Genomic DNA, 21,548 nt, shown 5'->3' on the forward strand with positions numbered 1-21,548 from the left:
ACTGTCAGAAATGACAGTCGCGACCAGCGGTGTTTAAACAATATTTGTTATCGCTACTGCGCCAGGGAAACTCTTCGGAAAGTGTGCGAAGGGACGGCGCTGAGCGTGGGCATGCCAGCCTGTCGCTCAGGCAAGGCGAAAGCGTTCTCCCCGTGTCAATTAACCTCTGGGTCATTCCCGTCATCTTTACGCTATAATCCCGCCCTTTAGCTGTCTCTCGCCCGGTGCGAGGGCACATCAATTTTCAAGGCGCATCGCGCCTGAATGCAGACTAAAGAGGCTAGACCCTGTGGCATTGACGATTCTTGGCCTGTCCGGCGCCCTTAGCCATGACCCTTCAGCCGCCTTGTACATCGACGGCAAGCTGGTGGCGGCGGCTGAAGAAGAGCGCTTCGTCCGCGATAAGCATGCAAAGAACCGCATGCCCTACGAATCGGCGAAGTTCTGCCTGGAACAGGCCGGTATCAAGCCGTCCGACGTTGACGTGGTGGCGATTCCGTTCGCCCCGATCAGCCTGTTCGGCAAGGCGCGCTGGCACTACGCCAAGCGTTACTGGTACGCGCCGGATCGCGCCCTCGACGCGATCCTGATGGGCAACCGTCGCTACAAGCGCTATCGCAACAAGATCGTCTGGTGCCTGGAGCAACTGGGTTTTGATCCGAAGAAGATCAAGATCGAACCAGTCGAGCACCATCTGGCTCACGCCTCCAGCGCTTACCACTGCTCGGGTTTCAAAGAGAAAACCGCGATCCTCGGGATCGACGGCAAGGGCGAGTACGCCACGACCTTCTTCGGTTACGGCGAAAACGGCAAGATCCACAAGATCAAGGAATTCTTCGATCCGGACTCCCTCGGCGGCCTGTATGGCGCGATCACCGAGTTCCTCGGTTTCGAGATGCTCGACGGTGAGTTCAAGGTCATGGGCATGGCGCCGTACGGCGACGCCAGCAAATACGATTTCTCGCGTCTGGCCTCGTTCGAGAACGGCGAGCTGGTGATCAACACCGACTACGCCAACGTGATCGGCCTGCGTCGCTACAAAGAGAAGGGCAAAGGCTTCTACTTCTCGCCGAAGCTGATCGAGTGGCTGGGTCCGAAGCGTGAAGGCGATATCGCCGACGAACCTTACATCCACTACGCCGCGAGCATGCAAGCGCTGTTCGAGAAACTGGCGTTGCAGATGATCGACTACTACCTGGGCGATGTGCTCAAGGAAACCGGCAAGCTGGCCTTCGCTGGCGGCTGTGCATTGAACGTCAAGCTGAACCAGAAAATCATTGCCCGCGATGACATCAAGGAGCTGTTCGTCCAGCCTGCGTCCGGCGATGCCGGCACCGCGGTTGGCGCAGCGGCCTATGTGTCCCACGCCCGTGGCGTGCCGGTCGAGAAGATGGAACACGTCTATCTCGGCCCGTCGTACAGCAACGAAGACGTGATCGCCGCGTGCGCCCGTCACGAGAACAAGCCGACCTGGCGCAAGCTCGACAACATGCCGGAGCAGATCGCCAAAATCATGGTCGATGGCAACCCGGTGGCTTGGTTCCAGGGCCGCATGGAGTTCGGCCCGCGTGCGCTCGGTGGTCGTTCGATCATCGGTTGCCCGAGCGTGGCCGGTGTGGCTGACCGCATCAACCACCAGATCAAGTTCCGCGAACGCTGGAGGCCTTTCTGCCCGTCGATGCTCGACACCGTGGCACCGCAGATGATCAAGATCGATCACCCGGCGCCGTTCATGACCTTCACTTTCGAAGTGGCTGAAGAGTGGAAGACCCGCGTGCCGGAGGTCGTTCACGAAGACGGCACTTCCCGTGCCCAGGTCCTGAAGCGCGAATACAACCCGCGTTACTACGACATGATGAAGGCGCTGGAAAACCTCACCGGCAACGGCGTGTCGTTGAACACCTCGTTGAACCGTCGTGGTGAACCGATGATCTGCTCGCCGACCGACGCGCTGAACATGTTCTTCGGCTCCGATCTGCAGTACCTGATCATGGAAGACATTCTGGTGGTCAAAGAGGGCGCAAACGCTTATGACTCGCTCGGCTGAACGCCATGTGCTGCAGTTCTGTCACGGCTATGACGGGCCGTTCCTCGACTGCGCACGGCAGTACGCCAGCCTGTTCGCGGGCACCGGTTATCGGGTGACCACGGTCTTTCTGACCGGGGCCGCCGACAGCGAGGTGGCCGCGGCGTGTGCTTCCGATGAAGTGTTGTTCATGGAATACAGCTCCAAGGCCATTCGTGGCCTGAAGCTGGGCGCCATCGGTGATCTGCGCAAGATCGCCGCTTCACGCAATTTCAGTTTCTGCATCGCCCATCGCTTCAAGCCGATCTACATCGCTTTGCTCGGCACGTCGCTGCCGGTGATTGGCGTGCACCACGCGTTTGACGATTACAAACGCGGCACGCGCAAGCTGTTCGCGCACATTTTCCGCAAGCGTCTGAGCCTGCTCGGCGTCTCCGACGCAGTACGCGACGACATGCGGCGCTGCCTGCCGAAATGGCCGTCGACCCGCATCCAGACCTTGTACAACCGCATTGATGTGCCGGCCTTGCAGGCCAGTCAGGTGTCAGCCCGCGAGGCTCGCGAGACCCTCGGTCTGGCGGCGGATGCGTTCATTGTCGGCAACGTTGGACGGCTGCACCCGGACAAGGATCAGGCCACATTGCTGCACGGTTTTGCTGCAGCGTTGCCGGGTTTGCCGGGCAACAGTCAGCTGGTGATTCTCGGCAAGGGCCGTCTGGAGCAGGACCTCAAGGAGCTGGCGCGCGAACTGGGCATCGGTGACCGGGTGCTGTTTCTCGGTCAGGTGCCGGACGCGCGCAATTACTTCCGCGCCTTCGATGTGTTCGCCTTGAGCTCCGATCACGAACCGTTCGGCATGGTGTTGCTTGAAGCCATGGCCGCCGGCGTGCCGTTACTCGCCACTGCCTGTGGCGGGGCCAAGGAAGTGGTCGAAGGCGTGGGCATTCTGTTTCCGCTGGGCGATGCCGAACACCTTGCACAAGGCCTGCAACATTTGGCCGGTATGGATGATCAGCAACGCCGGCAGTGCGCCGAGCTGATGCTCGATCGTCTGCGTGAGCGTTTCTCCGACCGTGCGGTGCGCGACACCTTCTGGCGTCTGCCGCAAGTTACCGATCTGGCACCGAGGGGCTGATGCTCAACCGATTTCAAGGCTGGCGCGAACGTGGCTGGTCGCCCGTTGACGCCTCCACCTATGCCACCGCCTGGCAGCGTTTTGGCGGCAGTGTCGCGACCCATCCTTTGGTCGTCGAGCGTCTGGCTGATCTGGCCGGCATCCCGGTGCGTTATCTGGCCTGGGAGCAGGACGGCGAAGTCAAAGCGGCAATCCCGACCTGGGGCCGTGATTTGGCGCTGTCCAAAGACGTGCTCAAGCGCAACGGCAAGAAAGGCCTGTTCGACCTCGGCAATGCCGAGTTGATTCTGCCGGCCGCCGCCGATGCCCAGGCGCCGCTGCGCCATCGCGCACGCTATCTGTCGGCGCTCAACGAAAACCGCTTCAGCGGCCTCAAGTTGCAGACCGAACAACTGGCCATGGCCCGCACCCCCGAAGAATTGTCGAAGAAGTTTCGCTACAACCAGCGCCGCGAACTGCGCCTGCTGGAAGAGGCGGGTGGACTGGTGCGCCCGGTCAGTGAGTTTTCCAGTGCCGAGCTGGCGGCGATCTACTGTGATCTGTTCCAGCGCCGCTGGGGCTTTCCGGCCACCGGCGCGGCGCGCATGGCCGAGGTCATCGAGCTGCTGCGCGAACTGTTGATCGGTTCGGTGATTTTCCTCAATGATGCGCCGATCGCGATTCAACTGGTGTACCGCGTCGAAGCGCCGGAGTGGATCAGCGTCGAGTACATCAACGGCGGCGTCGACCCCGAGACCCGCGAATTCAGCCCTGGCAGTGTGTTGAGCTTCCTCAATACGCAAAGCGCCTGGGAACAGGCGCGAGCACTGAACAAGCCGTTGCGGTTTTCCTTCGGTCGCGCCGACCGTGAATACAAGGATCGCTGGTGCAATCCCGTGCCGGTGTTCACCGTATGAGTCAGCCCATGAGCCGCAAACAGCAACTGCTCAAGCGTCATCGCCGCAACAAGCGCGTCACCTTGCTGATCGCCCTGATCGTGTTGATTGCGCTCGGTGTGCTGGTCGCGTGGTGGTTGCCGCTGGTGCTCGCGGTGGTCGGCTGGATCGCCCATGAATCGTGGTTTGCCGATCACCTGTTCTATTCGCCGAAAGACGATTACCAGTACAGCTTTCCGCCGTTTACACCGCAGCCGAAGGTGCATCTGAACGGCGAACAATTGCGTCTGGATGAAGGTGTGATGCTGGTCGACGAAGCGACGTTGATCCTCGCGGTAAAGGTTAAAAGCACTTGGCTGGGACGTTTCCTCGATCCGCGCGTCGAACTGCTCGGCGGGGCGAATCCGGATGCGCAAACCTTCGAACGCGGGGTCAATGGCCAGCGTTACCTGAACCTCAGTGGTCAGGCACAAACCCTGTCGCAAGGTCAGTTGCGTTTGCGCGGGCGCTTCTGCCGGGTCTCTGGCGAGCCTGTTTTGTGGGCGCTGGAGCAACGGGACTACCGCCGTCAACGGGTGATGGTGATTGCACCACACGCCGACGACGCCGAGCTGGCGGCCTACGGTTTGTACAGTCAGGCCGATGAAGCCTGGATTGTCACCCTGACCGCAGGCGAGATCGAAGCCGAGCACTATCAGCAGATGGGCCTGAACAAGGTCGAAGCGGCGCGACTCAAGGGTCGCCTGCGGGCCTGGGACAGCCTCGCCGTGCCACGTTGGGCCGGCGTACCTCAGGAACACTGCGTGCAACTCGGTTACTTCTGCCTGCAACTGGCCGCGATGCAAGCTGCGCCGAATCAGGCGGTAGGCTCGCGCGAAGCGGACTTGAATGACACGCGCCTGTTTCGTCAGTTGAATCCGTTCACTCTGCCGGGCGACGCCGATGGTGCGCCGACCTGGAACAACCTGCTGGCCGACCTGCGTGAAGTGCTGCTGCGCGCCCGTCCGGACGTGATTGTGTTGCCGCACCCGACCCTTGATCCGCATCCCGATCATATCTGCGCCCAGCAAGCGGTTTTGCAAGCGCTCCAAAGTCTCGACTGGCAGCCGACGTTGCTCGGTTACGCCAACCATTTGCACGACAACGACCGCTGGCCGATGGGCAACACCGGGCAGGGCATTGCCTTGCCGCCGGCCTTCGATGCGGCGGCGCCGATGCAGCCGCTGTGCCTGTCGCTGTCCCTTGAACAACAGCGGGACAAGGCCATGGCGCTGGGCATGATGCATGACCTGCAACCACCGGCGCCATTCAAGCGCCGCCTGCGCCGCGTGATTCAGCGCCTGCTCGCCGGGCGGACACGCTCGGTATACGGGGAAAACGAGTTTTTTCGAAAAGCGGTCAGACGCCAGGAATTGTTCTGGTTATTGAAGCACGGTGAACCGGGCGATCAGCGGGGAGAGTCATGAGTCAACGGTCCAAGGTGTTGCAGCTGCAACCCGACTACAACGTCAAAGCCCATGATTTCGCCGACCTGGCCGAGCAGATCGTCAAGGCGTTACCGGCTGATCGCTATGAAGTCACGGCGGCGTTCCTGCGCGGCAAACCGGGGCCGGGCGAGCCGGTGAGCCGGGCTGACCGTTCGGTGTACTTCGAGTTTTCCGACAAGTCGCTCAAAGGCATGCGCCTGCGGGCGATGTGGCAGCTGTACAAGTTCTGCCGTCGGGAAAAGTTCGATGTGGTGATCTGCAACCGCTTCAAGCCGGTGAATATGATGCTGGCGCTCAACCGCTGGTTGAAGGTGCCGCTGTGCATTGGCATCTCCCACGGTTTCGGCGAATACGACCGCTTTTACCGACGTCGTCAGACCCAGCGTCTGATCGATCGGCACTGGCGCTTCGTCGGCGTGTCACCGGCGGTCAAGCAGTACCTGCTCGATTGCGACTGCGGCTTCACCGACCAGAACACCTACGCCATCACCAATGCCATCGACATCGAGCAGGCCGAGGGCTTGCAGCACAGCCGCGAAAAAGCTCGCGAACTGTTGGGCCTCGACCCGAATGTGCGTTTGATTGGCGCGCTGGGGCGGTTGGTGTCGGTCAAGGGGCACACTTATCTGCTGCAGGCGTTCGCTGCACTGAAAGACAAATACCCGAACACTCAATTGGCGATCATCGGAGCAGGGCGCCTGCAGGCGCCGCTGGCGGCCGAGATCGAACAACTGGGCCTGAGCGGGCGTGCGCACTTGCTGGGCTTCAAGGAAAACGCCCTGCAATACGTGCGTGCGTTCGACATCTGGACCATGCCGTCGCTGGCCGAGGGCCTCGGTCTGGCGTTGCTCGAAGGCATGAGCGGACACCTGCCGGTGATCGCCTCGAATGTGCCGGCCATGTTGCCGCTGATCGAAGGCGCCGGTGGCTTGGCGATTACACCCAAGGATGTACCGAGTCTGGTCGCCGCGCTGGACAACTACCTCGCGCTATCGGATGAAGAACTCAAGGCCAAGGGCGAGCAGGCTTATCGCTACCTGCAAGAACAACACGACATCGAGGTGTTCCGTCAGCAATACCTGGACTTGATCGATTCTGGCCTGGAACAGGCCCGCAAGGAGCAGCCGTGAGCGAAGAGCAAGTCATGAGTGAAGCCAACGCCCTCGTCACGGTGATCATCGCCTCGTACAACCACGGCCCGTATATCGAGGAAAGCATCCTCAGCGTCCTCAATCAGACCTACAAGAACATCGAGCTGCTGGTGGTCGATGATGGCTCGAAGGACGACAGTGTCGAACGCATCAGCGCGTTGCAGGCGCAGTACGGTTTCGATTTTCGTGTGCAGCAGAATCAGGGCCTGACCAATACCCTCAATGGCGCTATCGCCCGTTCGAAGGGCAGCCTGATCGTGCCATTCGGCTCCGACGACATCATGTACCCGGAGAGAATCGCCACCCAGGTGGCGTACATGGCCGGCAAGCCCGAAGTCGGGATCTGCGCCGGCAACATCGAATTGATGCACGCCGATGGCAGCCTTTACCCGGAGAAGCGTCAGCGCCGCGACGTACCGTTCCGCCGTCTGGATTTCGACGATATGTTCCTTGAGCGCAAGCCGTATCCACCGGCGCCAACACTGATGATCCGGCGTGAGGCGCTGGACAAGGTGGGTGGGTTCGATCCGACGATTCGCCTTGAGGATCTGTACATCGAGCTGAAGGTGACCCGCGCCGGTTACTTCATTGACGGTTTGAACGTGGTGATGGCGCGTTACCGCAAGCACGCCACCAACTCGTACAAGAACCATCGCTTCATGATCGAGAACATTCTGCGCACCTATGCGCTGTTCAGCGATCATCCGCTGTATGACGAAGTACGCTTCAAGGCGCTGAACTCGATGTTCCTCAAGACCGCCAACCGCAATCGCAAGCTGGCCCGCGAACTGCTGGCACAGATCCCGTTCAAGGCCTGGAACAAGAAGACCTGGCGCGGCTTGGGGCGTTTGCTCTTTTCTCCGCTGGAAAAGGACTGAGGTCATGGTCGCTCGCACTCAGCGAGCGACTTTCTCCGGCAGGCGCTTTTCGCCCTTCTGGCGCTGGCGCAACCAATGCACAACCTTCTTGCCGGCAGCCATGCCCGGTTGCTCGATATAGAGGAAGGTCACGCTGCTGATCAGAATCAGCAGGCACGTGCAGATCGCCACCAGGGGCAGGTACACCGAAGTTTCCCGCGCATCGATATCCAGCAGCAGCGGCAGCCGTTGCACCATCAGCCACAGGACGAAACCGTGCAGCAGGTAAGTGCTGTAGCTGATTTCGCCGAGCCAGCGAATGCTGCGTGGTTTCAGCGCGCCGAACAGGCTGTTGCCGGACGCCACGATCACGAAAAACAGCGTCAGCAAAAACAGCGGCGCAGTCTTGAACGCCCGACTGAACGCGGTGAACGCAATCACCAGCGCGAGCACGGCGATGATGCTCGCCAGGCGTGACTGGCTCCATGCCACGAGCGCCGGGCGGCGAATCCAGTACGCGGCGGCGATACCGCCGAGGAAGCTCGCCAGAAAGTGTTTCTTCAGCGAATGCTCCCAACCGATGATCTGGTACAGCGCGTAGATGCCGATCAGGCACAGCACCACTTGCAACCAACTGCCGCGGTAGATGAACACCAGTCCGGCCAATGGCAGTGCCAGGTAGAAAAACACTTCATAGGCCAGCGTCCAGGTGACGTTGGATATCAGCATGCCGGAGTGTCGGTACTGGTTGATGTCCGGGCGGTCGAACGTCAGCCAGGCGAGAACCTGCTTGAGCACTTCCAGCCCCGGCTCTTTCAGCTGCCAGCTCTGCAAGTGGAAGATCGAGACGAACACCAGCAGCATCAATGGCAGGTACAGCGGGTACAGACGAAATACCCGTGAGACGCCGAACGCCAGCCAGTCATGGTTGCGGCCTTGCGCGAGCAAGCGGCTCCAGAACAGGAACCCGGTGATCATGAAGAACAGCGCGACGCTGCCCTGGCCCAGCATCGAATAGAAGTTGCTCGGTGGGAAGTCGATCACGCCGGTGCGCAAGAAGATCCAGGTAATGATCGAATGGTGCACGAACACACCAAACGCCAGATAGCCGCGCAGACCGTCGATGCTCGCATAGCGGCTTTCGCCGGAATGCTGCAGGTGCCGAGCAATTTTCGGCACCGCGCGCAACAGGAGCGCGGAGGTGACGATGGCCAGCAGGTAGGCTGCCAGCGCAATAAGAGGATTGGTTTCGATCATCACTGAACTCGGGCCGGGGCGTTGCCGGCCAGCACTTGCCTGTGCAGGTTTTCAACTGCGGATTTGGACGCCGTCACAGCGTATCCCTGGAGCAGGGCATCGAGGTGATCCTCGAACAGCCAGCGTTTGTCGACAGTGTAACGTTGCATATGACGCAAATTGCGTTGACGCATCGAAAGGCTGAGCGGGGTCGGGAAGATGCGCAGGTCGGCCAGATCAATCAAGCCGAACTCGCCATCTTCCAGTACCAGTACGTTGCCCAGGTGCAGCGAGCGGAAGTACACGCCTTTCTCATGCAATTGCGCCATGAATTTGCCGAAGCGTTCGATCAACGCCTGACGCACCGCCGGGGCGGTAATGCTCTGCAGCACCTGGCGCAGGGTGTGGCCAGGCAACGGTGCGTAATGCACGGCACTGCTGCCATCATCAAGACGGTAAACGTTCAATACTTGCGGGGTGGGAATCCCCATCTGGCGCAGTTGTTCGCTGTTGACTGCGAACCGCTCGGAGTAGGGGTTGAAACTGCCGGAGGTGTACCAGCGGCGACGACGGAACAGTTTGAGGAAGCTGCCATCGTTCAGGCACAGGACTTTCGGGCCCAGGCCGTCTTCTTCGATGATCCGGGCTTCGCGGCTCAATTGCTCAAGGCCTGTCACCGACAGCTTTTGCACGGGCAGGGTCAACAGGCGCCGCGCGCGTTGATTGATGCTCAGCGCCGCGATCAGTGCCAGCGGGATCCACAGCAGGAACCAGTGCTCCTTGGGCCGCGAAATGATCCCGCCACCTTCTGTCAGACCTGCGCCGATACCGAATATCAGCCAGGTCGAAGCAATGATCAGCATGGGCTGTACACGCTGACGCCAACTGCTCAGCAGGCCCCATAGCAGGAAGAACAGCCACGGCAGCAGGCCGATGATGCCGACGTAATACAGAACCCCCAGGACAAAACTGTGCGGCTCCTGAAAACTGACACCGTTGCCGGGGTCGACGGAAAGGCTGGCGCTGTAGCCATGGCCGATCCAGGGGTGATCAGCAATCATGTGCAGCACTTTTTGCCAGATTTCCAGGCGGTAGGAATCGCCACGTTCAATGATCATCTGCGCAAACAGGGTCAGAACGGTCGCGCCGCTCAGGGCCAGCGCGATCAATAACCCTACCGAACGTCGGTTCCAGCAAATGAAACACAGCCACAACGCGGCCATGGTCAGTGCTACCAGCGGCGTTCTGGAGCCGGTGCCGATCACCGCCATGAACATGACGGCCATCGCCGGTACGCTGAGCCACATCATCTGGCGGCGCTTGCAGGTCATGGTCACGCTCAGCCAGTAGGCGCTGAAGAACCCGAACAGGTGAGAGCTGAGCAGCGGATTATCGAAGGCGCCGCCGCCAATCAGGCGCATCCCCGGTTCATAGATCCGGGCGAACATGAACAGGAAAATGGTGGTTGCAATCAGGGCGACCAGCGCTGCGCCGAACAGCAAGGGTTGCAGGATGTCGGCGCGGTAGCGCACCAGCAGGTAGCTGCCGGCAAACAGCAGCAAGGTATGCAGTGGCGGCTTGAACATTCCGCCGAGCGGCTCGCCGCCTGGCCCCCAGGCGAGGCTGAGCAACGCCCACGCAGCGAACAGCAGGGCCGCGATGAAAATCGGCTCGCGCAGCAGCTCCTTGAGCTCACGCGGGCGCAGGCACAGTGCGATCAGTGTCGGGATGCTGAACAGCCCGTAGAACAACTTGTGATGAAGGCTTCGGCCCGGCAAAAAGAACAGCGCGCACAGGAGCAGGAAATAACCGGTGGGGAGTATCCACAGGCTAATGAAATCGAAAACTCGATTGGACGTACCGCTGAAGCCGCGAAGTTGCATGCTGTGAGATTCATTCCTGAGGTTGATCGACCATTCGAGTGATGGCTATTTGATGCAGAAAAGGTGCATAACAATAACAGCCTTTCGCCGATTGCCAGAACCCTGAAGAAGCTGTGCTAAAGTCAGCGTCCTTTTTATCGACTTTCGCGTGATATGACCGACTCCAGTCCCGCCGCAAGCCCTTCGAGCTTGAAAATCTACTTCCGCCTGCTCGGCTACGTCCGGCCGTACATCAGTCTGTTCCTGATCAGCATCGTCGGCTTTCTGATTTTCGCCTCGACGCAGCCGATGCTCGGCTACATCCTCAAGTACTTTGTCGATGGCCTGTCCAATCCTGAAGCGGTGCTGTTTCCCTCCGTGCCCTACCTGCGTGACCTGCAACTGCTGCAGGCCGTCCCGCTGCTGATCATCCTGATCGCCGCGTGGCAGGGGCTGGGTTCGTATCTTGGCAACTACTTCCTGGCCAAGGTTTCCCTCGGGCTGGTGCATGACTTGCGTGTGCAGCTGTTCAACAACCTGTTGGTGCTGCCCAACCGCTATTTCGACAAGCATAACTCCGGTCATCTGATTTCGCGTATCACCTTCAACGTGACCATGGTCACGGGGGCGGCAACAGATGCGATCAAGGTCGTAATCCGTGAAGGCATGACGGTGATCTTCCTGTTTGCCTCGCTGCTGTTCATGAACTGGAAGCTGACCCTGGTGATGGTCGCGATCCTGCCGCTCATCGCCGTAATGGTGCGCACCGCCAGCAAGAAATTCCGCAAGCAGAGCAAGAAGATCCAGCTGGCGATGGGCGATGTCACGCATGTAGCCTCGGAAACCATCCAGGGTTATCGCGTGGTGCGCAGCTTCGGCGGCGAGGCTTACGAAGAGCAACGTTTCCTCAACGCCAGCCAGAGCAACACCGACAAGCAACTGCGCATGACCCGTACCGGCGCAATCTACACGCCGATGCTGCAACTGGTGATCTACACCGCCATGGCGGTGCTGATGTTCCTCGTGCTGTTCCTGCGCGGTGACGCCTCGGCCGGTGACATGGTCGCCTACATCACCCTGGCAGGTCTGCTGCCCAAGCCGATCCGTCAATTGTCCGAGGTCAGCTCGACCATCCAGAAAGGCGTGGCCGGTGCCGAAAGCATCTTCGAGCAACTGGACGTCGAGCCGGAAGTCGATACGGGCACCGTCGAGCGCGATTCGGTGAGCGGTCGCCTGGACGTGCGCAACCTGAGCTTCACCTACCCGGGCACCGAGCGTCAGGTGCTCGACGACATCAGCTTCTCGGTCCAGCCGGGACAGATGGTCGCGCTGGTCGGCCGTTCCGGCAGCGGCAAGTCAACGCTGGCCAACCTGATTCCACGTTTCTATCACCACGACAAGGGTGAAATCCTTATCGACGATGTGGAAATCGAGCAGTACAAGCTGCTCAACCTGCGCCGTCATATCGCTCAGGTGACCCAGCACGTCACCCTGTTCAGCGACACCGTGGCCAATAACATCGCTTATGGCGATCTGGCCGGTGCGCCACGTGAAGACATCGAGAAAGCCGCGCGTGATGCCTACGCGATGGACTTCATTTCGCAACTGCCGCAAGGCCTCGACACTCAGGTCGGCGAGAACGGTGTATTACTCTCCGGTGGCCAGCGCCAGCGTCTGGCAATTGCCCGCGCGCTGCTCAAGAACGCGCCGCTGCTGATTCTCGACGAGGCTACTTCCGCGCTCGACACCGAATCCGAACGGCATATTCAGGCCGCGCTGGATCAGGTGATGAAGGGTCGCACCACACTGGTGATCGCTCACCGTCTGTCGACCATCGAGAAGGCCGATCTGATTCTGGTCATGGATCAGGGGCGGATTGTCGAGCGTGGTACCCATGATCAGTTGCTGGCGCAAAATGGTTACTACGCGCGCCTCAACGCCATGGGCCTGGATGCGCCGGCCGAAGATATCGCCTGATTCCAGGCCCTGCCCTGTGGGAGCGAGCCTGCTCGCGAAAGCACTGCAACAGACGACGTCCGTGTCGCATGTTCACCCGCTATCGCGAGCAGGCTCGCTCCCACAGTCGTTTGTATCCAGACCTTTACCCTTCTTGACCAAACCGGAATAAATCCGGACACCGCGCTTGTTAAGGTTCCTCACTGAACTCTGACTTTTATCGAGGGGGCCATCCCCGTCGCGCGGGTGCTTTCATGTTGCAACGCTATCTCTGGAAACTGCTGCCCAAGCCGCAGCGAGCCTTTCTGCTCGGGCGCCTGTCGGTGGTCGATCGGCAGGTGGTGAACAAGTCGATGTCGGCCAACCTGACGTTTCCCCAGCCCTTCCAGCAGCGCTCCTGCCTGTTCATCCATGTCCCGAAATGTGCCGGCAGCAGCGTTTGCACGGCGTTGTTCGACGGCTGGCGTCCCGGGCACTTGCCGTTGTACTGGTACGAAGAGCAATTCCCCGAGCAGTTCGCCAACGCCTTCAAGTTCGCCTTTGTCCGCGACCCGCTGGAGCGCGCCTATTCGGCCTACGCCTTTTTGCGTGGCAACGAGTTGAGCGCGCGTGACCATTCGGCGCAGCAGTTGGTGCGGCAGTACCGGGATTTCGACGATTTTGTCGCGCGCTGGCTGCATCCGGAAACGATTGCCCGGCAATTGCACTTTGCGGCACAGACCGACTTTCTTACCGATTCGCTGGGGCATCTGGCGCTGGACTTCATCGGTTATCAGGAGCACCTGGCGCGGGATTTTCGTCTGGTTTGCGAACAGTTGCGGCTGACTGGCGAGTTGCCTCACGTCAACGGCTCGCGGGAAAGGCAAACGATGCCGGCGCGGGAGTTCTGTACGGTGCGCACCCGGCGTCTGGTGCGTCGGGTTTATCAGCGTGATTACGAGTTGCTCGGTTATGAATGAGTTCCTGTCAATGCCGATGCAAGCCCCGGCCATTCGGCCTTACGGTCTGGCGTTGTCGCATCAGGCCCGTGCAGCGCTCAAGGCGCAACGCCCACGCTGCCTGTGGCTGACCGGATTTTCCGGCGCCGGTAAGTCAACCTTGGCCAATGCCCTCGAACTGCACCTGCATGCGTCGGGTCTGCACACCTTTCTGCTCGATGGCGACAATGTGCGCAATGGCCTGTGTCGCGACCTGGACATGAGCAACGCCTGCCGCCGGGAAAATACCCGGCGCATGGCCGAGGTAGCACGGTTGATGGTCGACGCCGGGCTGATAGTGATCGTTGCGGCCATTTCGCCGTTTCGCGCCGAACGCGATGCTGCGCGCAGGTTGTTTGCCCAGGGTGATTTCATCGAAGTGCACGTCAGCACTTCGCTGGAAGTCTGCGCCCGTCGCGATCCGAAAGGTTTGTATCAGGCCGTGCGGGAAGGAAGGATCAAGCACTTTACGGGCGTGGACAGTCCTTACGAGGCGCCATTGGCAGCTGAGTGGCAGATCGACACCGAGGCGCTGGAGTTGTCCGAATCCTGTGAGCAACTGGCGGCGCTGGTGCTCAAAAAATGAGCAAAGTAACGGACTGTTTCATCCTGTTGCAGGCTGCACTCAAGCCTGCGCCAACCCTGTGTTAATATCGCGCCCCTGTTCATTTTGTATGTGGGTTGCTCCATGAAGTTGTCCATGCCGCGATTCGATCAAGCCCCAGTCTTGGTGGTCGGCGATGTCATGCTCGACCGTTACTGGCATGGTGGAACCTCACGGATTTCCCCTGAGGCACCGGTTCCGGTCGTAAAAGTCGAGCAAATCGAAGACCGTCCGGGCGGTGCTGCCAACGTTGCCTTGAACATTGCCGCGCTCGGTGCGCCGGCGTCGCTGGTCGGTGTGACCGGTGATGACGAAGCCGCCGACAGCCTGAGCAACAGTCTCAAGGGCGCGGGCGTGCGTGCCCTGTTCCAGCGCATCGCGCATCAGCCGACCATCGTCAAACTGCGGGTCATGAGCCGGCACCAGCAATTGCTGCGTATCGACTTCGAAGAACCGTTTGCCACCGATGCGCTGGCCCTGGTCTCGCAGGTCGATGATCTGCTCGAAGGCATCAAGGTGCTGGTGCTGTCGGACTACGGCAAAGGCGCGCTGAAGAACCATCAAGCCCTGATTCAGGCGGCCCGGGCCAAAGGCATTCCGGTGCTGGCCGATCCCAAGGGCAAGGATTTTTCGATCTACCGTGGCGCCAGCCTGATCACGCCGAACCTCAGCGAATTCGAAGCCATCGTCGGTGGTTGCGCCGATGAGCACGAGCTGGTGAGCAAGGGCGCCGCCCTGATGCACGATCTCGAACTCGGCGCGCTGCTGGTCACCCGTGGCGAACACGGCATGACCCTGCTGCGTCCGGAGCATCCGGCGTTGCACCTGCCGGCCCGTGCCCGTGAAGTGTTCGATGTGACCGGTGCCGGTGATACGGTGATTTCCACCCTCGCGGCGGCAATTGCTGCCGGTGAAGAACTGCCGCACGCGGTGGCGCTGGCCAACCTGGCCGCCGGTATTGTGGTCGGCAAGCTCGGTACTGCAGCAATCAGCGCTCCGGAACTGCGTCGCGCGATCCAGCGTGAAGAAGGTTCGGAACGCGGTGTGCTGGGGCTGGAGCAACTGGTGCTGGCAGTGGCCGATGCTCGCGCGCATAACGAGCGCATCGTCTTCACCAATGGCTGCTTTGACATTCTGCACGCCGGGCACGTGACCTACCTCGAGCAGGCGCGCGCCCAGGGCGACCGTCTGATCGTGGCGATCAACGATGACGCCTCGGTCAGCCGCCTGAAAGGGCCGGGGCGTCCGATCAACAGTGTCGACCGCCGCATGGCGGTCCTCGCCGGCCTCGGTGCGGTGGACTGGGTGATCAGCTTCCCGGAAGGCACCCCGGAAAACCTGCTGCGCGAAGTCAAACCGGATGTGTTGGTCAAGGGTGGTGATTACGGTATCGACCAGGTGGTCGGCGCCGACATCGTCAAGGCTTACGGCGGCACGGTGAAAGTGCTGGGGCTGGTGGAAAACAGCTCGACCACGGCGATCGTGGAGAAAATTCGCGGTCACTGATTCAAGCTGAAAAGATCGCCGCCTGCGGCAGCTCCTGCATTGGAATGCGCTTCCCTGCAGGAGCTGCCGCAAGCGGCGATCTTTTGCGTTTCAGGAACTGACTTTCTTGCGCGGTACGATCTTCTTCAGCAGTTGCTTCGCCTTGCCGCGCAACCGCGCCAGGCCTGTGGGTTTCTCCGGCGGCGTCAGGCCTTGCTGGCGCAGCCAGTCCTTCCAGCGAATCCGCTCCTCGCGCACCAGCCAGCCATCCTGTCTGGCAAAACTTTCGGCCAGATACAGACCGCGCGTGCCGGCCGGAGACAGCTGACCTTTCTTCAAGGTGTACAGCTCAGCCAGCGGCTCACCATCCTGCAACGGCATCAGGTACAGATCCGGACGCTTGCGGTCCAGGCGCGCCACCAGTTGATCACCCTCCAGCCGCTCATCGACATGAAACAGGCTCAGCGATTTGGCTTCTTTTGGTACTTCCAGGCGCAGGTCGTAGATCAGTTGCAGCGACGCGGTGGGCAAATGCACATAGGCCCGGGGCCGTTCGAGCAATTGCAGATTGGCGCAGCGCACCGGCCGCGCCGAGCCGGACAACGGCGTCAGGCGAAACGGCAGCGCTTCGCGATAATGCAGGGCGGACGAGTAGGGCGCGGGCAGCCACGTGTCGTTGAATCGTCCGCCGAGCCAGCCCTCCGGGGTTTCCAGCAGGCACTCTTCGGCAATCTCTTGAATTGCGGTGTGCAGCGGGATGTTCAGCTCATGGGCCGGCACGTAACCGGAAATCAGCTTGAGCACCACGTCGCCGCGATCCTGCCGACGCTGGCGCACCAGCACCCAGTAGTCGCGATTCTGCCAATGCAGGGTCAGGCGCACCGAGACACCGAGGTTGGCCAGCTCCACCGCGAAACGCTCGGCATCCGCCACGCTCACCGGTTTGCGCCGCTGCAAGGTCTGGGCGAAATTCAGCGGCATGCCGACGCTCTGATAGCTCAGCCCCTCGGGCGTGGCCTCGACGAACAGCGGCAGTGTCTTGAAGTTGCTCGGGTTCTTTCTGATGAGCGTACGCGGCATGTCGGCTCCTGCTTAAGGCCGCGGGGCGGCGTCAGTGACCACGAAGGACCTGGGCAACGGTCGCAACGTTATGGGCGAGGTGCAGCGGATTGATCGTCCCGACAATAGCACTGGCCACGCCGGGCTGCTGGAACAACAGCTCGAAGCTGGCGCGTACCGGATCCACGCCGGGGCTCAGGCACACATGGCCGCTGGCCAGGGCCTTCTTCACCAGAATGGCTTTGCCGTGGGCAGCAGCATAGTCAATGACTGCCTTCTCGTTCTGTTCGTTCAGATTGTAGGTGACCATCGCGCAGTCCCCTTGCTCCAGCGCCTTGAGCCCGCCTTCGACGGTTTTGCCGGAGAAACCGAACCCGCGAATCTTGCCCTCGGCCTTGAGTGCGGCAAGGGTGGCGTAGACCTCTTCGTGCTCGAGGATCGCCAGATCGTTGCCGTCGGAGTGCACCAGCACCAGGTCGATAAAATCGGTTTCAAGACGTTGCAGGCTACGCTCGACCGACATCCGCGTATGCGCCGCACTGAAGTCATGGCGCGACAGGCCGTCGGCAAACTCTTCACCGACCTTGCTGACGATCACCCAGTCCTGTCGCTGGCCGCGCAGCAACGGGCCGAGACGTTCTTCGCTGCGGCCATAAGCCGGGGCAGTGTCGATCAGGTTGATGCCCAAACCTTTGGCCTGATTGAGCAGCAAGCGTGCCGCGTCATCGTCGGGGATCTGGAAACCGTTGGGGTATTTCACGCCCTGGTCGCGGCCCAGCTTGACCGTGCCCAGGCCCAGCGGGGACACCAGCAGGCCGGTGCTGCCCAGCGGGCGATGCAGTTCGTGCAGGGTCGCTACGCTCATGGCAACAATTGCTCCCAGGCCGGTACGCCCATCGGTGGTTTTGGCAGTGCCGGCAATGCTTCGGCAGGTTGCGGCTGAATGCCGTCGCGCTCCAGTGAGGCGATGACCCGGTCGGCAAAGTCCGGTGCCAGCGCCAGTTTGGTCGGCCAGCCCACCAGCAGGCGACCCTGCTCGGCAAGGAAAGCGTTGTCCGGGCGGGTCAGGCCGGTTTGCAGCGGCTCGGCGCGATCCACCCGCAAGGTCGCCCATTGCACCTGGCTCAGGTCGATCCACGGCAGCAATTGGCCGAGTTCTTTCTGCGCGGTGGCGATCTGTTCGGCAGGCTCGCGGGCCACACCATCACTCTCGGCAATGTCGCCGCCCAGGTACCAGACCCAGTTGCCATCAGCGGCCGGGTGAGTCGTGACGGTGATGCGCGGCTTGGTGCCGCCACCCAGGCAATGGGCGTACAACGGCTTCAGGCTTGGGCCTTTGGCGATGATCATGTGCAGCGGTCGGCGTTGCATCGCCGGTTGGGTCAGGCCCAGGTCTTCCAGCAACTGCGCGGTGCCGGCCCCTGCGCTGAGCACGATGCGCTGGGCGTGGATTTCACGACCGTCGACCTTCAGGCCGACCAGCACGCCCGCCTCCAGCAGCGGCTCGATGGTTTGTCCGGCGAGCAGACCGTCGCCGGCCAGATCGGCCAGACGCTGGATCAGGCTCGGCACGTCGACTACCAACTCGGCGAGGCGATAGACCTTGCCCTTGAAGCGCTTGTCTTGCAGCGCCGGCGGCAGTTGATCGCCCTTGACCTGATCGACTCGGCCACGCACGGCTTTACTGGCGAAGAAACTGGTGAGGTTGCCGGCGAGGGTGCCGGGCGACCACAGGTAATGCGCTTCGGACAGCACGCGCACGCCGGACAGGTCCAGCTCGCCGTTGCCGGCCAGCGCCTCACGCCAGCGGCGCGGCATGTCGGCGATGGCTTCCGAGGCGCCGGTCAGTGCACCGTGCAGCGCGTATTTGGCGCCACCGTGGATGATGCCCTGGGACTTCACACTCTGCCCGCCGCCGAGGCTGGCGCTTTCCACCAGCACGGTCGAAAAACCCTGGCGGCGCAGACGCGCGTTCAGCCAGAGGCCGGCGACACCAGCGCCGACAATCAGAACGTCGGTGGAAATAACGGATGGCATGCAACGACCTCAGTGTTCAAGACGAGGGCGCAGTATACAGACTCGGGGATCGGAGCTCAGAGGCGAAATAAGATCGCAGCCTTCGGCAGCTCCTACAGGGATATGCATTCCAATGTAGGAGCTGCCGAAGGCTGCGATCTTTTTCTTCAATGCCCTGCGGTCTTGGAGAACAACTGGATGACCACCACGCCGAGCACGATCAGCGCCATCCCGAGCATCGCTGGCACGTCCAGTTTCTGCCCATAAATGAACAGCGCCGCGACGCTGACCATGACGATGCCCATGCCCGCCCACACGGCGTAGGCGACACCCACCGGCACGGTGCGGACAACGAGGGTCAGCATCCAGAAGGCGATCCCGTAGCCGACGATCACCAGAATCAGCGGCAGCGGGGTGCTCAAGCCTTTGACCGCTTTCATCGAAACGGTGGCGATCACTTCGGCGCAGATGGCGATAGCCAGAAAGGCGTAGGCGTTCATGTGTAGATCCTCATGTAAAACGTTGCTTGCTGAGGCGGCATTCTAGTGATTCGCCAGATGCGGTAAAGTCATTACCTATCTGTTTTGAAGATGGGTCGATCAATGAATACCCAGTGGAATCTGGAACAATTGCGCGCCTTCGTCAGCGTCGCCGAACAGCGCTCGTTCTCCGCCGTCGCACGCCAGCAGCGCAAGGCGCAGTCAGCGATCAGCAGCGCGATTGCCCTGCTGGAAGATGATCTGGGCGTCAGCCTGTTCGAGCGTAGCAGTGGTCGCCAGCCCAGGCTCACCGAAGCCGGCGAGGCGCTGCTCGAAGAGGCGCGAGAAGTGTTGCGTCAATGCGAGCGTCTGAACGGTCGGGCGATGGCGATGATGCGCGGTCAGGAGGCGCAGTTGCGCGTGGCCCAGGACGAGGCCATGCCTTATCAGGCACTGGTGGAAAGCTTCGATGCGCTGGCCGGGCAATTTCCCAGCCTCGAAGTGCAACTGACCAGCGCCGCTCAGGGCGAAGTGGCGCGCAAACTGGTCGAACGCCGTGCCGATCTGGGCCTGCTGTTCTATCACGATGAAATCCCCGAAGCGCTGGAACGTCGGGTCTTGGGGCGGGTGGAAATGGTCACCGTCTGCGGTATCAATCATCCGTTGGCGGCGCAGTCCTACGTCACCTGCCAGCAGCTGGCGCAGCATCGGCAATTGCTGATGTCGACGCAAACCAGCGTCTATCCCGGCAACGAGCCAGCCAGCCCGCAGGTGTGGCGTGCCGACAGTTTCTATGTGATGGCCGAATGGCTGGTGCGGGATCTCGGCTGGGCGTGGCTGCCCCGGCATGTGGTGCAGTATTCGGCCTATCAGGGCCTGATGGTTGAGCTGGACAGTGAATGGACGCCGCCGGCGCTGGTGGTGGAACTGGTCTGGCGCCGCGACGAACCTCTCGGCCCTGCCGCAAGGTGGCTGGCGGAACGTTTTGCCGTGCACTTGCGGGCGATCGGCGACAAAAGTCGATAAACTCCGCCGCCATGAATAGAACTCTCTACACCGCGCTGTTTTACCTGGGGCTGCCATTGGTGGCAATTCGGCTGTGGCTGCGCTCGCGCAAGGCTCCGGCGTATGCCAAACGGATTGGCGAGCGCTTCTCTTATGGCATGCCGTCACTGCGACCCGGAGGCATCTGGGTGCATGCGGTATCGGTGGGAGAGAGCATCGCTGCTGCACCGATGATTCGCGCCTTGCTGCAACGTTATCCACAGCTGCCGATCACCGTGACCTGCATGACCCCGACCGGATCGGAGCGGATACAGGCACTGTTCGCCAGCGAGCCGCGCATCCAGCATTGCTATCTGCCATACGACTTGCCGTGCGCAGCGGCGCGTTTTCTTGATCACGCCAAACCGAAACTCGCGGTGATCATGGAAACCGAACTGTGGCCCAACCACATTCATCAGTGCGCCAAACGCGGGATACCGGTGGCGCTGGCTAACGGTCGTCTGTCCGAGCGTTCGGCGCGGGGCTATGGGCGCTTCAGCAAGCTGACCGCGCCGATGCTCACTGAAATGAGTTTTTTCGCGGTGCAGACCGAGGCTGAAGCCCAGCGCTTCCGAGATCTCGGCGCGCGTCCGCAGACGGTCGAGGTCACCGGTTCGATCAAGTTCGACCTGACCATCGATCCGCAACTGCTGCAGCGCGCCCATGAGTTGCGCGGCCAATGGCAGGCCTTGGAACGCCCGGTGTGGATCGCCGCCAGCACCCACGAAGGCGAAGACGAAGTGGTGCTCGACGCCCATCGTCGCCTGCTGGCGAATTACCCGAATGCGCTGCTGATTCTGGTGCCGCGTCATCCCGAGCGTTTCAATTCGGTGTTCGAGTTATGCCAGCGAGAAGGCTTTGCCACGGTGCGTCGTTCCACCGGTGCCAATGTCGAGGCAAACACCGCGGTGCTGCTCGGCGACACCATGGGCGAGTTGCTGTTTCTTTACGCGTTGGCGGACAGCGCCTTCGTTGGCGGCAGTCTGGTGCCGAACGGTGGACACAATCTGCTGGAGCCTGCGGCGCTGGCAAAACCAGTGCTCAGCGGCCCGCACCTGTTCAACTTCCTCGACATCGCCGCGCAGTTGCGCGAGGCCGGGGCGTTGGCCGAAGTGGATGACGCCGAAGGGCTGGCGGTGGAAGTGCAGCGCCTGTTCGAATTGCCGCGCGATGCCCAGCGCATGGCCGAGGCGGGACTGGCGGTGATGCGCCGTAATCAGGGAGCGTTGCAGCGGCTGCTGGATGGGCTGGGCCGGTTGATCAAATAGTCGCCTGGAACATTGTGGCGAGGGGATTTAT

Annotated in this window: 18 protein-coding genes; 12 read left to right on the plus strand and 6 right to left on the minus strand. The window is 61.2% G+C overall.

What is annotated here, in order from left to right; genetic code table 11:
* Positions 1–289: 289 nt before the first annotated feature.
* The 6 genes from ACTJKS_RS08225 to ACTJKS_RS08250 are packed head-to-tail and all read left to right on the plus strand — an operon-like array spanning position 290 to position 7,552.
* The gene (locus ACTJKS_RS08225; protein WP_007967355.1) at positions 290–2,047 is read left to right on the plus strand and encodes a carbamoyltransferase family protein; all 1,758 of its coding nucleotides are present in this window, start codon (positions 290–292) and stop codon (positions 2,045–2,047) included.
* Positions 2,031–3,161 carry a glycosyltransferase gene (locus ACTJKS_RS08230; protein ID WP_027611372.1) on the plus strand — a complete coding sequence of 377 codons (1,131 nt, stop codon included), beginning with the start codon at positions 2,031–2,033 and terminating at the stop codon, positions 3,159–3,161. The genes ACTJKS_RS08225 and ACTJKS_RS08230 overlap by 17 nt, the downstream gene beginning before the upstream one ends.
* A complete protein-coding gene (locus ACTJKS_RS08235) occupies positions 3,161–4,057 on the plus strand; it encodes an antimicrobial resistance protein Mig-14 (RefSeq protein WP_262947746.1) in 897 nt (298 codons plus the stop codon). The genes ACTJKS_RS08230 and ACTJKS_RS08235 overlap by 1 nt, the downstream gene beginning before the upstream one ends.
* Positions 4,058–4,065: 8 nt before the next feature.
* Positions 4,066–5,502 carry a PIG-L deacetylase family protein gene (locus tag ACTJKS_RS08240; RefSeq protein ID WP_262947747.1) on the plus strand — a complete coding sequence of 479 codons (1,437 nt, stop codon included), beginning with the start codon at positions 4,066–4,068 and terminating at the stop codon, positions 5,500–5,502.
* The gene (locus ACTJKS_RS08245) at positions 5,499–6,653 is read left to right on the plus strand and encodes a glycosyltransferase family 4 protein (protein ID WP_041065819.1); all 1,155 of its coding nucleotides are present in this window, start codon (positions 5,499–5,501) and stop codon (positions 6,651–6,653) included. The genes ACTJKS_RS08240 and ACTJKS_RS08245 overlap by 4 nt, the downstream gene beginning before the upstream one ends.
* 14 nt (positions 6,654–6,667) lie before the next feature.
* Positions 6,668–7,552 carry a glycosyltransferase gene (locus ACTJKS_RS08250; protein ID WP_041065906.1) on the plus strand — a complete coding sequence of 295 codons (885 nt, stop codon included), beginning with the start codon at positions 6,668–6,670 and terminating at the stop codon, positions 7,550–7,552.
* A gap of 18 nt (positions 7,553–7,570) precedes the next feature.
* Here the strand turns inward: ACTJKS_RS08250 and ACTJKS_RS08255 are convergent, their stop codons facing one another.
* Both ACTJKS_RS08255 and ACTJKS_RS08260 read right to left on the minus strand, forming a co-directional pair.
* A complete protein-coding gene (locus tag ACTJKS_RS08255; protein ID WP_108181491.1) occupies positions 7,571–8,788 on the minus strand; it encodes an acyltransferase family protein in 1,218 nt (405 codons plus the stop codon).
* Complete coding sequence (locus ACTJKS_RS08260) at positions 8,788–10,650, minus strand: bifunctional O-antigen ligase/aminoglycoside phosphotransferase family protein (RefSeq protein WP_262947748.1); 1,863 nt, start codon at positions 10,648–10,650, stop codon at positions 8,788–8,790. The genes ACTJKS_RS08255 and ACTJKS_RS08260 overlap by 1 nt, the downstream gene beginning before the upstream one ends.
* Positions 10,651–10,803: 153 nt before the next feature.
* On the opposite strand from ACTJKS_RS08260, the gene msbA reads away from it, so the two are divergent.
* The 4 genes from msbA (at position 10,804) to hldE (ending at position 15,672) form a co-directional block, all read left to right on the plus strand.
* Entirely contained in the window at positions 10,804–12,606 is a 1,803-nt protein-coding gene (gene msbA, locus ACTJKS_RS08265) for a lipid A export permease/ATP-binding protein MsbA (protein ID WP_041065811.1), read from the plus strand.
* A 233-nt stretch (positions 12,607–12,839) separates the two neighbouring features.
* A complete protein-coding gene (locus ACTJKS_RS08270; RefSeq protein ID WP_041065808.1) occupies positions 12,840–13,544 on the plus strand; it encodes a sulfotransferase family 2 domain-containing protein in 705 nt (234 codons plus the stop codon).
* Positions 13,537–14,148, plus strand: a complete 612-nt coding sequence (cysC, locus tag ACTJKS_RS08275; protein ID WP_262947749.1) for an adenylyl-sulfate kinase — start codon at positions 13,537–13,539, stop codon at positions 14,146–14,148. The genes ACTJKS_RS08270 and cysC overlap by 8 nt, the downstream gene beginning before the upstream one ends.
* A 102-nt stretch (positions 14,149–14,250) precedes the next feature.
* Positions 14,251–15,672 (plus strand): bifunctional D-glycero-beta-D-manno-heptose-7-phosphate kinase/D-glycero-beta-D-manno-heptose 1-phosphate adenylyltransferase HldE, encoded by a 1,422-nt coding sequence (hldE, locus tag ACTJKS_RS08280; RefSeq protein ID WP_440828815.1) that lies wholly within the window; start codon positions 14,251–14,253, stop codon positions 15,670–15,672.
* 90 nt (positions 15,673–15,762) lie between these two features.
* On the opposite strand, the gene ACTJKS_RS08285 is transcribed toward hldE, so the two are convergent.
* From ACTJKS_RS08285 to ACTJKS_RS08300, 4 genes are all read right to left on the minus strand, one after another.
* Complete coding sequence (locus tag ACTJKS_RS08285) at positions 15,763–16,731, minus strand: hypothetical protein (protein ID WP_041065799.1); 969 nt, start codon at positions 16,729–16,731, stop codon at positions 15,763–15,765.
* Between the two features lie 31 nt (positions 16,732–16,762).
* A complete protein-coding gene (locus ACTJKS_RS08290; protein ID WP_182403552.1) occupies positions 16,763–17,575 on the minus strand; it encodes an aldo/keto reductase in 813 nt (270 codons plus the stop codon).
* A complete protein-coding gene (locus tag ACTJKS_RS08295) occupies positions 17,572–18,747 on the minus strand; it encodes an NAD(P)/FAD-dependent oxidoreductase (RefSeq protein ID WP_262947751.1) in 1,176 nt (391 codons plus the stop codon). The genes ACTJKS_RS08290 and ACTJKS_RS08295 overlap by 4 nt, the downstream gene beginning before the upstream one ends.
* 146 nt (positions 18,748–18,893) lie before the next feature.
* Positions 18,894–19,226: a DMT family transporter gene (locus ACTJKS_RS08300; RefSeq protein ID WP_003221050.1), complete on the minus strand. Its 333-nt coding sequence runs from the start codon at positions 19,224–19,226 to the stop codon at positions 18,894–18,896.
* A 102-nt stretch (positions 19,227–19,328) separates the two neighbouring features.
* On the opposite strand from ACTJKS_RS08300, the gene ACTJKS_RS08305 reads away from it, so the two are divergent.
* On the plus strand, positions 19,329–20,231 hold the full coding sequence (locus tag ACTJKS_RS08305; RefSeq protein WP_108181497.1) for a LysR family transcriptional regulator: 903 nt from the start codon (positions 19,329–19,331) through the stop codon (positions 20,229–20,231).
* 11 nt (positions 20,232–20,242) lie between these two features.
* Complete coding sequence (waaA, locus tag ACTJKS_RS08310; protein WP_262947752.1) at positions 20,243–21,517, plus strand: lipid IV(A) 3-deoxy-D-manno-octulosonic acid transferase; 1,275 nt, start codon at positions 20,243–20,245, stop codon at positions 21,515–21,517.
* Positions 21,518–21,548: the final 31 nt, after the last annotated feature.

This window comes from Pseudomonas sp. 22189 (assembly GCF_052045635.1).
Classification (GTDB): domain Bacteria; phylum Pseudomonadota; class Gammaproteobacteria; order Pseudomonadales; family Pseudomonadaceae; genus Aquipseudomonas; species Aquipseudomonas parakoreensis.